At 63.0% G+C, this 15,563-nt stretch carries 13 protein-coding genes; 12 read left to right on the top strand and 1 reads right to left on the bottom strand.

All coding sequences use genetic code 11. The features are described from left to right. Nucleotides 1-130 precede the first annotated feature (130 nt). Nucleotides 131-883, top strand: a complete 753-nt coding sequence (locus tag ACFOHJ_RS04225) for a GntR family transcriptional regulator (protein ID WP_378218845.1) — start codon at nucleotides 131-133, stop codon at nucleotides 881-883. On the opposite strand, the gene ACFOHJ_RS04220 is transcribed toward ACFOHJ_RS04225, so the two are convergent. Continuing rightward, entirely contained in the window at nucleotides 846-2,072 is a 1,227-nt protein-coding gene (locus ACFOHJ_RS04220; protein ID WP_378218843.1) for a metal-dependent hydrolase family protein, read from the bottom strand. The genes ACFOHJ_RS04225 and ACFOHJ_RS04220 overlap by 38 nt on opposite strands. Before the next feature lie 214 nt (nucleotides 2,073-2,286). On the opposite strand from ACFOHJ_RS04220, the gene ACFOHJ_RS04215 reads away from it, so the two are divergent. The 11 genes from ACFOHJ_RS04215 to ACFOHJ_RS04165 all read left to right on the top strand — a co-directional run bounded on the left by ACFOHJ_RS04215 (nucleotide 2,287) and on the right by ACFOHJ_RS04165 (nucleotide 15,554). Next, nucleotides 2,287-3,054: a VOC family protein gene (locus ACFOHJ_RS04215; RefSeq protein ID WP_378218841.1), complete on the top strand. Its 768-nt coding sequence runs from the start codon at nucleotides 2,287-2,289 to the stop codon at nucleotides 3,052-3,054. A 618-nt stretch (nucleotides 3,055-3,672) separates the two neighbouring features. Further along, a complete protein-coding gene (locus ACFOHJ_RS04210; RefSeq protein ID WP_378218839.1) occupies nucleotides 3,673-4,869 on the top strand; it encodes an NAD(P)/FAD-dependent oxidoreductase in 1,197 nt (398 codons plus the stop codon). Continuing rightward, nucleotides 4,866-5,213, top strand: a complete 348-nt coding sequence (locus ACFOHJ_RS04205) for a RidA family protein (protein ID WP_378218837.1) — start codon at nucleotides 4,866-4,868, stop codon at nucleotides 5,211-5,213. Before ACFOHJ_RS04210 ends, ACFOHJ_RS04205 begins: the two co-directional genes overlap by 4 nt. Before the next feature lie 89 nt (nucleotides 5,214-5,302). Next, nucleotides 5,303-7,003: an ABC transporter substrate-binding protein gene (locus ACFOHJ_RS04200; RefSeq protein WP_378218835.1), complete on the top strand. Its 1,701-nt coding sequence runs from the start codon at nucleotides 5,303-5,305 to the stop codon at nucleotides 7,001-7,003. 169 nt (nucleotides 7,004-7,172) lie between these two features. Next, nucleotides 7,173-8,123 (top strand): ABC transporter permease, encoded by a 951-nt coding sequence (locus tag ACFOHJ_RS04195; protein WP_378218833.1) that lies wholly within the window; start codon nucleotides 7,173-7,175, stop codon nucleotides 8,121-8,123. Further along, the gene (locus tag ACFOHJ_RS04190) at nucleotides 8,120-9,148 is read left to right on the top strand and encodes an ABC transporter permease (RefSeq protein ID WP_378218831.1); all 1,029 of its coding nucleotides are present in this window, start codon (nucleotides 8,120-8,122) and stop codon (nucleotides 9,146-9,148) included. The genes ACFOHJ_RS04195 and ACFOHJ_RS04190 overlap by 4 nt, the downstream gene beginning before the upstream one ends. 4 nt (nucleotides 9,149-9,152) lie before the next feature. After that, nucleotides 9,153-11,216 (top strand): dipeptide ABC transporter ATP-binding protein, encoded by a 2,064-nt coding sequence (locus ACFOHJ_RS04185; RefSeq protein WP_378219200.1) that lies wholly within the window; start codon nucleotides 9,153-9,155, stop codon nucleotides 11,214-11,216. After that, nucleotides 11,209-12,639: a dihydropyrimidinase gene (gene hydA, locus ACFOHJ_RS04180; protein ID WP_378218829.1), complete on the top strand. Its 1,431-nt coding sequence runs from the start codon at nucleotides 11,209-11,211 to the stop codon at nucleotides 12,637-12,639. Before ACFOHJ_RS04185 ends, hydA begins: the two co-directional genes overlap by 8 nt. Continuing rightward, on the top strand, nucleotides 12,624-13,547 hold the full coding sequence (locus ACFOHJ_RS04175) for a nitrilase-related carbon-nitrogen hydrolase (RefSeq protein WP_378218827.1): 924 nt from the start codon (nucleotides 12,624-12,626) through the stop codon (nucleotides 13,545-13,547). The genes hydA and ACFOHJ_RS04175 overlap by 16 nt, the downstream gene beginning before the upstream one ends. 20 nt (nucleotides 13,548-13,567) lie before the next feature. After that, nucleotides 13,568-14,845, top strand: a complete 1,278-nt coding sequence (locus ACFOHJ_RS04170) for a hydantoinase/carbamoylase family amidase (protein ID WP_378218825.1) — start codon at nucleotides 13,568-13,570, stop codon at nucleotides 14,843-14,845. Nucleotides 14,846-14,885: 40 nt separating this feature from the next. Then, the gene (locus ACFOHJ_RS04165; RefSeq protein WP_378218823.1) at nucleotides 14,886-15,554 is read left to right on the top strand and encodes a cysteine hydrolase family protein; all 669 of its coding nucleotides are present in this window, start codon (nucleotides 14,886-14,888) and stop codon (nucleotides 15,552-15,554) included. Nucleotides 15,555-15,563 lie beyond the last annotated feature (9 nt).

Raw genomic sequence — 15,563 nt, 5'->3', positions numbered from 1 at the left:
GCTACTTTACATTGCGCTGAGCACCGCGAGGTGGTAATTAACATGTTTACCTAACGTAGCTGGCATGTCGCCATTAGACCAAGATTAACGAGTTAAACAGTATAATCTGGTCTCCTTGTGAGGAAATAAAATGGGCGATGTGAAAGCAGTTCCGGTAGAAGGTAAGCTAAGCGACCAGGCGTTCGAAATGATTAAGCGCCTGATCATTCGCTGTGACCTTCGTCCGGGCAATGAGGTGACTGAGGCGCAACTCTCGGTTTTGACCGGGCTCGGGAAGGCACCCATTCGCGCGGCACTCGCAAGGCTTTCCCAGCGCGGGCTGGTGTTCTCCGTGCAGCGGCGCGGCTATCGGATCGCGCCGATCACCGTGCGTGACATCACCAATATCTATCAGTTGCGCCTGATCATTGAGCCGCAGATTGCACGCCTTGCTGCTGAAAAGGTCATACCGCCTGATGTTGTCGAACGGTTGCGCGACTTGGCCGCCGCCGGCTACGAGAAAGAGGACGGAGACAGTACCTCAGATTTCCTGGACAAGAACCGACGCTTTCACCTGAGCATTGCGCAGCTCACCGGCAACGATCGCCTGATCAAGCTCATGGAGCAGCTCTTTGAGGAAATGGACAGGTTATTTTACGTCGGTCTATCTATTCGCAACCGGTCGAGTGAGATGCGGCGTGAGCATCAGGCGCTGATCGATGCGATCATCAATGGCGAGGCCGAGCGGGCAGAGAAGGTGGCGGCCGCCGAGATCACGACATCGCAAAAGATGGTCATCGAGGCCGTTCTTCAGGAATCCGAGTTCTTCGATACCAATATCCTGGAACTGGATCGAGTTTCCCTGATCACAGCAAATTCCTATAAATCCGCCCGGCTTTCATGACCATAAGCATTCGCGCGGGGTCCTGGAACAGCGCAATCTCCTTGAGCGGGTTCCCGTCGACGACGATCAGGTCGGCGTATTTTCCTGGTTCGACCGTCCCTGTCAGATCCGCCATGCGCATGAGTTCCGCGTTGGTGCGGGTTGCCGACAGAAGGGATTCCATCGGTGTCATGATCTCGGCTTTCAGCTCGAGCTCCATCGGTTGATACTTCACCATGGTTCCTAGAAGATCCGTGCCGGTCCCTATCTTGAGGCCGGCGCGATAGGCGATCTCGAGGCCCCGCAACCCGGAATTGCGCGCCGCTTCCACCTTCTGGAGCTGGAACGGAGGAATGTTGAATTCCTTGCCATGGCGGGAAAGCGCTTCATACACCGCTAGCGTCGGCACAAGCCACGCATCGGCGTCACGTACGGCAATCGCCGCCTCCTCGGTGATCAGGTTCCCGTGCTCGATCGAGCGTACGCCCGCGCGCGCGGCATTCATCACCGCGGCGCCCGAATAGGCATGCGCCATGACGTATCGGTTGGCAGCGGTCGCTTCCTCCACAGCGACCCGGATTTCCTCAAGCGTGAACTGGGCGACATCCAGTTCGTCGCCCGGTGACATCGCTCCGCCGGAGCACATCAGTTTGATCTGGTCGGCGTGCCGGCGGAGGTTCTCGCGCACGGCCTTGCGCATCTCATGGGGGCCATCCGCGACGGCCCCGACCAGCCCCACGTCCGTTGCGGCCACACAGGTGCACAACTCCGCCGGCCGGCGTTTGTCACCATGTCCGCCGGTCTGGTAAAGGTGATTTCCGCTTACCTTCATCCGGGGGCCTTTGATGTGGCCGTCTTCAACCGCCTGGCGGAATCCGAAATCGGCGCCGCCGGCGTCGCGCACCGTCGTGAAGCCCATCTGCAGCATCTGCTCCAGCTTCAGCATCGCCTGAACCGCGATGTAGCTGGGCGGAAGATTGCGGTGCTGTTCCGCCGGGTTGGCCTGAACCGCGCAGGCATGGACATGTGCGTCGATGAGCCCTGGCATGAGCGTCTTACCGCCCAGGTCGATCACGTCTCCCGACCCTGCAGCGGAAGCATCGAGAATGTCACGAATCCTGCCGTTTTCGATGATGACCGAAGCTCCCTGCTTGGGCTCCGAGCCGGTGCAGTCGATCAGGAAGGCATTGGCCAGGGTGACAACCGACATCGAAATTCCTCCTGAATCTTCCACTCAATCGGCTATGCCGATCGGCGGTGTGTCTAAGCACCTATCGGCACGAGGTAGCCGCCTGCGAGGCGTTGCCAAAAAGACCTCGTCCGCTGGTGTAGTGGGCAAAATTTGACATTTTACTATTGCGAGATTGACATTTTCATTATGGAAGGGAGACTCACACTGTCAAGTAAAAAAGGAGGAGCTCCAAATGATCGCAGCGATCGACCACGTCGTCATTCTGGCCCCGAAGCTTGAAGCCGCTACCAGATATTACCAGGCCCTCGGGTTCGATGTTCGCCAGGGCGGTCGTCATTCCACGGGAACCGAGAACGCCCTCATCGGTCTTGCCGACGGGGCCTATGTCGAACTTCTGGCCTTCGCGACCCCAGATCCGGCCCACCGCTGGGCGCCGAAACTCGAGTTCGGCGGAGGCTTCCTCGACGTCTGCGCGGTGTCCGACGATATCGAGGGCGACGTAGCGCGTTACCTGGAAGGCGGCGTTGAGATGGCACCGATCCGCGCCATGGGTCGCCAGCGCCCCGATGGTAAGGAGCTTTCCTGGCGGCTGACCATCCCCAAGGCGCCCTGGGCTGGGCAGATGCCGTTTCTGATCGAAGACGTAAGCCCCAACGAATGGCGCGTTCCGCCTGCGGGGGAACATTCGAACGGAGTGGTTGGCATAGCCGCGCTACGTTGGGTGGTCGCGGATCATACGGCCTTGTCGGAACTGCTTTCACGCACACTCGGGAAGATTGCCGAGCCGATCAACAACGACGACTATAACGCTGCGGGCTCGAGGATCGAACTGGGCGCGACCCGGATCGAGATATTGTCGCCCTCCGGTGACGGCCCGGCGGCTAATTGGCTTGCGGTCCAGAAGGGCGGTCCCCACAGCATGGCCTTCCTCACCAGCAGTGGGCGTGAAATCGAGCACGGACCAGCGTCGGCGGGAAGCTGGGCCAACTGGCCGCGATAGACGTCTTGCTTGCCGGGCTGTCCGAGCTCTGCCGTGTACGCGATGGTTTTAGCCGGCGGCAGACGGATACGATCTGTCAGCGTCGTGGATATTGGAACGGAGTATTGCTGCTTGCGCCGGCAGTCCGGCGCGACGTTAGGTGACGCCGGCGTCCTTTGGTCGCTCTGGAGAAGGCGTACAGTCGTCAGCGAAAGGCATCTCCCATCCTGCTACCGGATGTGCTGGTCCCCAAGAAAATCATTGAGGAGAATTATAGCCCTTCGCGACGCGCTCTCATGTTTCCCTGGACTTGGCACGATGGCGCTTCGAATCCACCGGCAGGTCGTTTGCGAATATCTTTTGCGGGGTACGGCGACCGCGAAGCATTCGGTTTTCCGATATCAATGGGCTTAAAAATTTGCGTTCCAAATTTTTGCGCGATCCCTATGATCCTTCCCGGGAGGTGAAAAGGTTGGTTGATCGTCTTTCTGACCCATGGCCGAGCGCTTTCGGACTGACGCGTGTAATGCCGATGGAGCCCGCGCGTTCCTTCGCTGCGATTCCGCTGATCTGCCTTGCCGTCGACTGCCTCCATTCTGCCGGACGCGGTCTTGGCCGTTCCCCCCGGATCTCACAGCGATGACGTTGTCTTCCTTTTCCTCGCTCGAGATCGATCGGGCCGATATTCTCGTCGTTGGCGGCGGTATGGCCGGCGCCAGCGCGGCGTGGGAACTCTCCGCCTTTGCGAAGGTCATCCTCCTGGAAAGGGAGGAGCAGTGCGGTTATCACGCCACTGGCCGTTCCGCAGCCAGTTTTACGGAAAACTATGGAAGCACGACCATCCGTCGGCTGGCCATGGCGAGCCGCGCCTTTCTTGAGCATCCGCCGGAAGGTTTCTGCGAGCACCCGCTGATGAAGCCGCGCGGCATGATCACCATTGCACGCGAAGACCAGCTCGATCTGCTGGACGAGGAGTTGGACCGGGCACGGCAACTGGTGCCGTCCATCCGACCGATGGAGGTGAAGGAAGCGCTCGATCGCGTTTCCGTGCTGCGCCCGGACTACGTCGCCGCTGCTATCATCGAGCCGGACTCGCGCGAGATCGACGTCAACGGCCTTCACCAGGGATTTCTGCGCGGTGCGCGAAAGCGGGGCGCGCGCGTGATCACCGGTGCTGGCGTGCAAGCGATTTCCCGCCAAGGTGGCGAGTGGATCGTCGATACGGGGAAGGAAAGATACGGTGCTTCCATCCTCGTCAACGCGGCTGGCGCATGGGCTGACGGCATCGCCGCCATGGCCGATGTCTCGCCGGTTGGGCTCACGCCGCTGCGGCGAACGGCTTTCAACATCCCGATGCCGGAGGGCGTCGCCACCAGCGGATGGCCGCTTGTCAACGACGTAGGGGGCGAATTCTATTTCAAGCCCGATGCCGCGCAGATATTCGTCTCGCCGGCCGATGCGACCCCGAGCGAACCCGTCGACGCTTATGCCGAGGATATCGACGTCGCGATCGGCGTCGATCGGTTGGAGAAGGCGACGACGCTGAAGGTCGATCGCGTGACGCATAGTTGGGCCGGTCTTCGGACATTTGCGGCCGACGGTTCCCCGGTCGTCGGGTTCGACCCTGTCGCGGACGGCTTCTTCTGGCTCGCGGGGCAGGGCGGCTACGGGATCAAGACCGCGGCGGCGCTGGCGCGTACCTGCGCTGAGCTGATCCGCTTCCAGCGGCTGCCGGCCGATATTCAGGCCCTCGGCGTGCAACCGGACGAGTTGGCGCCGGCGCGGCTTATGCATTCACCGTCCCGAGAAACCACCAGAACAGGAATTAATGCATGACCATCGAACGCCTCGCTGACGGGCCGCGTTTCTGCCGTGCTCTTACGCACAACGGCACGCTCTATCTTTCGGGCATGACCGCCGACGACCTGTCCGGCGACACGACGGCGCAAACCCGCGATATTCTCGCCAAGATCGACGGGTTCCTGGCCAAGGCCGGCACGGACAAGACCAAGGTCCTGAGCGCGGTGATCTGGCTCAGGGACATCGCCGACTTCGAGAAAATGAACGCCGCCTGGGACGCCTGGATCGACAAGAGCGCAATGCCTGTGCGCGCGACGGTCGAGGCGCGGCTGGCCGGCGACGATTACCGCGTCGAAATCATGGTGACCGCTGCCGTATAGCAGCGGACCTGCCTGTCCGTCCGGATGCCGACGAGTCGGGCACGGATGGCAACACGAAACCAGTGAACAACAAAAAAGGGGAAACGACGATGAAAAAGCGCGATCATATTCTGTTGCCGAAGCTGCGTGACCAACTCGACGACGGGCGGATGAGCCGCCGCGAATTCGTCCGGTTCGCGGCGCTGCTCGGCGTCTCGGCCACCGCGGCCTACGGCATGGCCGGGATGGCCGCACCGGCGATGGCCGCGGACACTCTTCCTTTCGCTCCAGTCGATCCCAACGCCAAGAGTGGCGGGACGCTGAGGATTGCTCAGATGGTCGCCAAGATGGAGGATCCGGCGACCTACAGCTGGAACGAGATGTCGAACCAGTCGCGACAGACCATCGAATACATGACCCAGGTCGGCCCTGACAACGTCGTGCGTCCGATGCTGGTCGAGTCCTGGGAGCCGTCCGACGACCTGAAAACATGGACGCTGCATGTCCGCAAGGGTGTCATGTGGCACAATGGCGATGAACTGAGTGCGGACCATCTTGCCTGGAACATCCTGCGCTGGACGGACTCCGCCACCGGCTCCTCTACGCTCGGCCTTTCGACGTTTTCGGCGCTGTCGACGGCCACCGGCGACAAGAACGAAAAGGGCAAGCCCATCCGTAAGCCGACGGCCGGCGCTGTGGAAGTGGTGGACAGCCACACCTTGAAGCTGAACCTTTCGACGCCGGTACTCTCGGTCGCCGAAGATTGTGCCGAATATCCGGCCCTCATCGTGCATCCGTCGTTCAAGCCGCCGTTTTCCGAGAACTGTATCGGCACCGGTCCTTTCACCGTCGCGGAGCTGAAAGTAGGTGAGCGCTGCATCCTCAAGCGCATTAGCATGACGACCGACGGGAAGGATTTTAAATACTGGGGCGGCGACGTTTTCCTCGATGAAATCCACTTTTACCACTACGAGCAGGAAAACCAGGCGGCCGCACTGGCGTCGGATTCCGTGGACGCCATCTATGAGCTGACGGTGGAACAGCTCGAATTGGCGCGCTCGATCGAGGGGGCGCAGATCGCTTCGGTGAAGACGGCACAGACCATCTGCTGCCGCATGCAGGTCGACAAGGAACCCTTCACCGATATTCGCGTCCGCCAAGCCGTCGTCAAGGCTGCGGACAACAACGCGATTCAGGCGCTGATTTTCCCGGAAGCGGGGGATGCGGCCCGCAACTATCACGTCAGCCCCGTGCATCCCGAGTTCTTCGACCTGCCGATGACCGAACGGGACGTGGAAGGGGCGAGAGCGCTTCTGGCCGAAGCCGGCCATGGCAACGGACTCGACCTCACCATCGACGTGGGCAATACCGACGGCCAGTGGCAGCAGGCCGTTTGCGAGGCCTTGCGCGATCAGCTCAAGGATGCCGGAATCAATCTCAACGTCAACGTAATGCCGACCTCGAAGTTCTGGGAAATCTGGGACAAGACGCCCTTTGGCGCCACGTCCTGGGCACACAGGCCGCTTGGCACGATGGCGCTTGCCCAGGCCTATCGCACGGGCGTGCCATGGAACGAGAGCCACTTCTCCGACCCCGAATTCGACAAGGCGCTGTCGGATGCGGAAGCGACCATCGACGTCGAGGCGCGCAGGGCCAAGATGGAGAAGGTGGAGAAGATTCTCCAGGATGCCGCGATCATGGTTCAGCCATTGTGGAGGCCCGTCTACACGATGACCTCGGCCAAGGTTCACGGCTACAGCGCCCATCCCTCGCGCCAGATGCAGTTGACCAGGGTGTGGATGGATAGTTGACGCTATCGGTCCGGAGCCTGATCGGCGCGTACGCGATTATGTGCCGCCGGCAGGTTTTTCACTATCGGCATTTCATCGGTGAAGAACGGGAACTTGTCTTGATCGGGAGCATACATCGCACCGGCGGCGCTGCTGCCCGCCCCGCGGCATGTGGATGCAGCGGTGCCGCATGCTGAGACTGATCGCCCGCCGCGTGGCTCAGATGCTGCTCATCATGGCCACCGTCTCCCTGATCCTGTTTGCCATTTTCGACAGCGACCAGTTCCGCAAGCGGGTTGCGATATCCGAGCTCGGCGGGTTCGGCGTCGCGACGCTTTCGGAGCAGGACTACCAGAACTGGCTGGAAAACAAGGGACTGAACGCTCCCTTTCTCCTGCGCTACGGCGAATGGCTCGGCAAGCTGGCCCAGGGCGATTTCGGCCGTTCTCTCGAGAAGAACGTAGAGGTCAGCACGCTTCTGTCCGAAAGGCTGTTCAATACCAGTGTGCTGGCTTTTTCCGTTCTCCTGATCATGGTGCCGGTCTCGCTCCTGCTGGGCGTCCTGGCCGGCATGGATGAAGGATCGCTGCTGGATCGCATTATTTCCATCGGGGCGGTGATCTCCACCTCCATTCCCCAGATTGCCACCGCCGTGCTGCTCACCGTCGTTCTCGCGCTGGGCCTCGGCTGGGTCCCGGCCAAATCGGCGATGGTCGACGGCTTCAATTTCAGGCAACTCGCCCTGCCGCTGCTCACCCTGCTGATTTACGACATCGGCTATGTGGTGAGGATGACGCGGGCCTCGATGGCCGAGGTGATGACCTCCCACTATATCCGCACGGCGGTGCTGAAGGGGCTGCCCTACTGGCGCGTGATCATGAAGCACGCGCTGCGCAATGCGCTCATCGTGCCGTTCACGCTGATCTTCCTGCAACTCAACTGGCTGCTTTCGGAAGTGGTCGTGGTCGAGGTGTTCTTCCAGTATGCCGGATTTGGCCGGATGCTTTTCGACGCGGCCGTCTACGGCGATATCGCTGTCGTGCAGGCGGCGACGCTGGTCGCCGTTGGAGTGGCGGTGTTTTCGCAACTGATGTCCGACATCGTCTACATGGTGCTCAACCCGAGGGTGCGGTTCGCATGACGACGGCTCTCAACCCAACGTCCGCGCCTTCTGTACGGAGCCTCGCGCCTTCGTCCACCGGCAGCCGCATCATCCTGCTGCTTTTGTTGATCTATGTGCCGCTCGCCGCCTATGTAATGTTCGGCCCGCAGATCGGCGCGCTGAAGCACTACGTCCTGATCCCGGCTATCCCAGCGGTCCTCGTTCTTTATGGCATGGCCGTGCGCGCATGGCGCGATTCCACGATCGCGGTTATCGGGGCGACTCTGGTTTTCTTCTGGCTGCTGATCGCGGTTTCGGCGCCGTATCTGCCTATCCTCGATCCCAACAAGCCGATTGCGCCCTATGCGCTGCCGGGCGCGGTGAAGAACGGCGTCACCTTTCTGCTGGGATCGGACCTTCGCGGCCGAGACATGCTTTCCCGGACGCTGTGGGGGTGCCAGCGTGTCCTGGTGTGGGGCATCACCGCCACTTCGATCGCCTATGTCGTCGGCGCCACGTTCGGGCTGGTCGCCGGCTATCTCGGCGGCTGGTGGGACGAAATCCTGTCCTTCATCTCCAACGTGCTTCTGTCCTTTCCCGTCATGGTGCTGTTCATCCTGATCCTCAACTATCTGGGGCAGAGCGGGTTCAACATCGTGGTCGCCGTGACGATTTCGTCGGCGCCGGCCATCATGCGCATCGTGCGCGGGCTGACCCTCGACATGAGGACGCGCGACTACATCTTTGCCGCGCAGACCCGGGGCGAGCACCCGCTGTGGATCATGATGGTCGAGCTGCTGCCGAACGCCCGCGGCCCCCTTATCGTCGATGCCTGCCTGCGGCTCGGCTACACGACCGTCGCCATCACGACGCTCACCTTCCTGGGATTGGGATTGCAGCCGCCCGATCCCGATTGGGGCCTAATGATCAAGGAAGCAGCGACCGCGGCGCTGGTCTGGAAATTCACCTATATGCTCGTCATTCCTTCGATTGCGGTGTCCAGCCTCATCCTGGGCTTCAACCTCATGGCCGATGGCCTGAGGGAACTGAGCCTCAAGGACTGAGATGATGCAGTCCGCCGCTCAAATCCCACGCGACGATGCGGTTCCGGTGCTGGAATGCCGGAACCTCTCGATCTCCTATTTCACCCGCGGCGGCGAAGTGCCGGCCGTTATCGACTTCAACCTGAAGCTCATGCCGGGCCAGTCGCATGGCCTCGTCGGCGAATCCGGCTGCGGCAAGTCCACGGTGGCGCTGGCCATCATGCGCTATCTCGGCAAGAACGGCCGCATCGTCGGAGGAGAGATCCTTCTGGAGGGTCGCAATATCCTGACCATGCAGGGCGCTGAACTTCGCCGGTTGCGAGGTTCGCAGATCGCGATGATCTATCAGGAGCCGATGGCTTCGCTCAATCCGTCCATGACGATCGCGGAGCAACTCGCCGAGGTTCCGATCTATCAAGGCGGGGTAGGCCGGCAGGAGGCCTTGCAGCAGGCGCGCGCCATGCTGGAACGCGTCCGGCTGACGGATTGCGACCGCCTGATGAACGCCTATCCGCACCAGATTTCAGGAGGCCAGCAACAGCGCGTGGTGATCGCCATGGCGCTGCTCGCCAATCCGAAGGTGCTGCTGCTCGACGAGCCGACGACGGCACTCGACGTCACCATCGAATCCGGCATCGTCGACCTGATCGGAGACCTGTCCCGGCAGTTCGGCATGTCGATGATCTATGTCTCGCACAATCTCGGTCTGGTGCGCGAGACGTGCGATTTCATCACCGTCATGTATTCGGGCGAAGCCGTCGAGAGCGGGCCGGTCGCCGATGTGTTCGGCGCGGTGCGCCATCCCTATACGCGCGGCCTGTTCGCTTCCATCCCGGTGCCCGGCGCCGACAAGAACACGCGTCCGCTGGTCGCCATTCCGGGTCAGCTTCCGGCGCCCGGCGATCGGCCGCGTGGGTGCAATTTCGGCCCGCGTTGCGAGTTCTTCGTGGCCGAGCGCTGTGGCATGCAGGCGGTGCCGATGGTCCGTCCGCAGGGCCGGGCGGAACGGCTTTCGCGTTGTGCGCGCGTGGACGAGATCGACTGGAACGCCGCTCCACGGACCACTGGCAACAGGCCGGCTCCCGTCATTGGCGATGTTGCGGTGAAAGTCGACGCGCTCAGCAAGAGCTACGGCCGCGTCAAGGCCAACGATGCCCTGACGTTCGATGCCAATGTGGCCGAGACGGTCGCGATCGTCGGCGAGTCCGGCTGCGGCAAGTCGACTTTCGCCCGGATACTGATGGGCCTGGAGGAAGCGACGGCCGGCTCGCTGCAGGTGAACGGCCTGGACGTGGCGAAATTGCCCGTCCAGAAGCGGAATCGCAAGACGGTCGTCAACTTGCAGATGGTCTTCCAGAACCCCTTCGACACGCTCAACCCAAGCCATACGGTCGGCTCGCAGATCGCGCGCGTCATCAGGAAGCTGGGAGGAACCAAGGACAGGAAGGCCATCGAGCAACGGGTGCGGGAACTGCTCGATCTCGTCAAGCTTCCGCACGACTTCATGCACCGGCGGCCAAGGCAGCTCTCCGGAGGCCAGAAGCAGCGCGTGGGGATCGCGAGGGCCTTTGCGGGCAATCCGGCCGTCGTCGTCGCGGACGAGCCGGTTTCGGCGCTCGACGTCTCGGTGCAGGCCGCGATCACTGAACTGCTGCTGGACATTCAGCGCGATGAAAAGACGACGCTCCTGTTCATCAGCCACGACCTGTCGGTGGTGCGCTACCTGGCCGATCGGATCGTCGTCATGTATCTCGGCCAGGTGATGGAGCAGGGCAGCGCCGACGCCGTGTTCTCGCCGCCGTACCACCCCTATACCGAAGCACTGCTGTCGGCTATCCCGATCGCGGACAGCAGCATCAGCAAGCGCAAGGTCGTTCTTTCGGGCGAGATGCCGTCGCCGTCCAGTCCGCCTGCCGGGTGCCCGTTCTCGACGCGGTGTCCCTATGTGCTGGGTGAACTGTGCCGGGAAAAGCGTCCGCCGGTCCATGAGTTTTCGGCAACCCACAATATCGCCTGCCACCTGCCGCGCGAACAGCTTCTTGCCATGCAGCCGGTGATCGCGGTGCCCTCGGAGGCCCCCGATGCATGATCTTGTCGTCCGTGGCGGGCGGGTCGCGCTGGAGGATGGCTGGGCGGAATGCGACATCGGCATAACCGACGGTCGGATTGCCGAGCTCGGCGCAGGCATCCGGGCTGACACGGCAGTCGACGCGGGCGGCCGCTGGGTGCTGCCGGGGGGCATCGACGCGCATTGTCACCTCGACCAACCATCGTGGGGCGGCGCCGCCAGCGCGGACGATTTCGAATCCGGCTCGATCGCGGCCGCCTTTGGCGGCACCACCTGCATGGTCCCGTTCGCCATGCCGGGGCCGGGCATGACGTCGATCGATGCGTTTGATCGCGCCATGAGATGCGCCGCCGGTCGCTCGGTGATCGACTACGGCCTGCACGGTGTGGTTACCGCCGGGACCGGTGCCGATTTGGCACGCCAGTTCGACGTGCTGGCCTGGCAGGGCGTGACGTCCATCAAGGTGTTCATGACCTATGAAGGCTTTGCGGTCGGCGACGAGACCTTGCTGGCCGTTCTGGATGAGGCGCGCACGCAGGGCTTCATCGTCATGGTCCATGCGGAAAACGATGCGGCGATAAGGAGAACCCGCAAGCGGCTGATCGAACTGGGCCGAACGGACCTGCGCTACCATGCCGTCGCACATGCCAGTGTCGTGGAACGCGAGGCGACGCACCGGGCCGTTGCGTTGGCGGAAATAACGGGCACGCGCCTGGTCGTCGTGCATGTTTCGTGCCGGCAGTCGGCCGAGGAAGTCTTTCGCGGGCAGCAGCGCGGCGCCCGAGTTTTCGCGGAAACCTGCCCGCAATATCTTTTCCTGTCGGCTGCGGACCTCGACCGCGATGCGGAGCAGGCTGCTCGTTATGTCTTTTCGCCGCCGGCGCGCGCGCCGTCCGACCAGGCCTATCTGTGGGAAGCGCTCGCGCGAGGCGACATCGCGCTCTGGTCGTCCGACCATTCGCCCTCGATGCTGGCCGACAAGTTGGGCAACGATGGCGCGCCGGCCTTCCACAAGGCGGTCAGCGGCATACCCGGTATCGAGACCCGCCTGCCGCTCCTGTTCTCCGAGGGTCTTGTGACCGGCCGGCTTTCGCTTCAGCGCTACCTTGCCGTGACCTGCGGCAACGCCGCAGGCCTCTACGGGCTCGACCATGTCAAGGGGTGTATTGCTGTCGGGCTCGATGCCGATCTTGCGATCTGGGACCCGGCCGTCCAGTGGCGGCTGACGCGCGAGGTCATGCACTCCAGGGTCGACTATACCCCGTACGAGGGCAGGATGGTCACTGGCAAGCCAGTCACCACGCTTGTGCGTGGGATACCGGTGGTCCTGGACGGCAATCTGTGCCCCACCACGGACGTCGGCCGGTTCGTCCCGCGCAAGGCGGGTGCGCCACGAGATAATCCGATAGCAATCGAGGATACCACACCATGGCTAGACACCTGACCATCGCGGTTTGCCAGACGGGGCCGATCCAGAGGAGCGCGACGCGCGCCGAAACGGTGGACCGGCTTGTTGCGCTTCTGGAGCGTGCCGCCGCCGCGAAAGCGGAGGTCGCCGTATTCCCCGAGATGGCGCTTACCAGCTTCTTCCCGCGCTGGGAGATGGAAGACGACGCCGAGATCGAGGCGTTCTTCGAGGAAGCGATGCCAGGGCAGGAGACCCGGCGTCTTTACGAGGCTGCCGCCGCGCTGAAGATCGGCTTCGCGCTCGGCTACTCGGAACTCGACCGCTCCAGCGGAAAGACGCGGCGCTACAACACCATGGATCTGGTCGGCCCGGACGGCAAGTTCATCGGCCGCTATCGCAAGATGCACATTCCCGGGGGGACTGAGGCGTCGGCGGGCACGACGACGCACCTGGAGCGCCGTTATTTTGAACTGGGCGATCTCGGATTTCCGGTCTTCGACTATTGCGGCGTTCGCGTCGGGCTCGCCCTGTGCAACGACCGCCGCTGGCCGGAAACCTATCGCATGCTGGGGCTGGGCGGGGCGGAGGTGGTGCTGATCGGCTACAACACGCCGCTGCTGCTGGACGAGGCCCCGTCGCTGGGGCACCTGCGCATGTTCCATAATCATCTGCCGATGCAGGCGGGCGCCTATCAGAACACCGTCTGGGTGGCGGCGGCGGCCAAGGCCGGCAACGAGGACGGGCAACAACTGATCGGGGGGTCCTGCATCATCGCGCCGACGGGTGAACTCGCGGCCCAGGTCACCTCGCTGGATGACGAGGTCATCGTGCATCGCGCCGACCTCGATCTCATCGCCGTTTGCCGCAAGGTCAATTTCGATTTCGAGCTTTACCGTCGCCCCGACCAGTACCGCCTGATCGCCGAACGCGCCGGTCCGCTGTGATGGCCGGGCAAGTTGCGCCGATGCGAGCGGCAAAGGAGGCGCAACTGACGGCGGGCGCTGCCCTGCTGCGCCGCGTGCTGGATGAGTTGGCGCGGGCAACGCATGATCATCCGGGCGTGACGCGGGCGGCCTATGGCGCCGGCGAACAGTTGGCGCACGACCTCGTGCGCCGCGAGGCCGAAGCGCTGGGAGCCGTGACGCGCACCGATGCCGCCGGCAACCTCTACCTGACGCGGCCGGGAAGCGATCCGGCCTTGCCCGCGCTGTTTTTCGGCTCGCACCTGGACAGCGTCCCGCATGGCGGCAATTTCGACGGCGCGGCGGGCGTGGTCGCCGGCCTTGCCGTGCTCGCCGAAATGGCTGCCCGGAATCTTGTCGTCCTCCGCGACGTGACCGTCATGGTCACCCGGGCCGAGGAGGCGGTGTGGTTTCCCGTTTCCTATCCGGGTGCGCGCGCCGCGTTGGGGCGGCTGCCGGCGGACGAACTGGAAGCCCGCCGGGCCGATACCGGGCGAACGCTGGCCGAGCACATGGCGGATGCCGGTTTCGATCCCGAGGCGATCCGGACCGGGACGCCACAACTGCGCCCCGCCGACATCGCCGCCTTTGTCGAGGTCCATATCGAGCAGGGCCCCCGCCTGGTCAGCATGGATCGGCCTTACGGCATCGTCACCGCGATCAACGGAGGATTTCGTCACCTCGCCGGGCACTGTATTGGCGCCTATGCACATTCCGGTGCGGAGCCGCGCTTTTCACGCAGGGACAGCGTGCTCGGTTTCGCCGATTTCGCGCAGGGCCTCGAGGCCGTGTGGGATCGGCTGGAAGCCGAAGGCCGACAGGCGACGATCACGTTCGGCAGGGTGGAATCCGATCCGCGGCAGCATGGCGGCAGCCGCGTACTCGGTGATATCGGTTTCACGCTCGATATCCGCAGCGACCGCGAAAGCACGCTTGAGGACATTGCCGCCTCGATGCGCGCGCTCTGCCTGCAGATCGCGGCTCGACGCAATGTGCGCTTCGAGTTCGATGCGCCGCTTACCTGGGCGCCGGCGCCGATGGACACAGGGCTGGTCGAGAAACTCGCCGCCGCTGCCGGGCCCGGAAACGACGTCCCGCTCCTCGCCAGCGGCGCGGGACATGACACCGCAGCCTTTGCTGAAGCGGGCGTCCCCAGCGCCATGGTTTTCGTGCGCAGCGAAAACGGCAGCCACAATCCGGACGAAGCCATGGAAGCGACTGATCTCGACGCAGTCGTGGCAATGCTTGTTCGCTTCGTCACTGTCTTCGACGGCCCATGAAATTTCCGATCCCACCCCGTCAACCAGCACAGAGGCCATCTTGAACGTCCAGTCAGCGGCGGTTTTCGCTATCGATTTCCAGAACGAGTATCGCAGTTGCGGCGCTTATCCCGTCGAGGGGTTCGACGCGATCCTCGCCAATGCCGTTTCGGTCATCGCCGCGGCCAGACAGGCGGGGGTCCCGGTCCTTCATGCGCAGGCCTGGGCCGAGCAGGAGGAAGTGAAAACAAGCTATCCGCTCCTGCACGAAAATCTCGCCGATGACCTTCGCTACGGGGTGGCCGGAGCCGACAGCGCCGCCATCTGCAAGGAGGTGATGCCGGCTGGCGGTGAATTGGTGATCCGCAAAGCCTGGCCCAGTGCCTTTCGTGACACGCGGCTGGCCGATACGCTGCGCGAGCGGGGCGTGGAGCATCTTCTGGTGGCGGGTGTCTGGACCGACAGTTGTGTCCGCGCCACGGTGTTCGACGCCGTCTTCGCCGGCTTCCGCGCCTGGCTGATAAAGGACGCCTGCGGCAGCGGCACCGATTTCATGAACCGGGTGGCGATCCTCGACATGGCGAACCGCCTCTATGGTGGCGGCGTTCTCCGGACCGCCGAGGCCTTGAAGGCGCTTCGGGGGGAGCCGCACCAAGCCTGGCGCTGCTCCCGCCCCGTCGAATTCCAGTACACGGCTACCACGGCCGAGACGCTCTACGAAGTCCTGTAGGTGGAAAGG

Origin of the sequence: Aquamicrobium soli (assembly GCF_042646345.1) — a bacterium.
GTDB classification, from domain to species: domain Bacteria; phylum Pseudomonadota; class Alphaproteobacteria; order Rhizobiales; family Rhizobiaceae; genus Mesorhizobium; species Mesorhizobium soli_A.
This window is presented reverse-complemented; position numbering and strand designations above follow the sequence as displayed.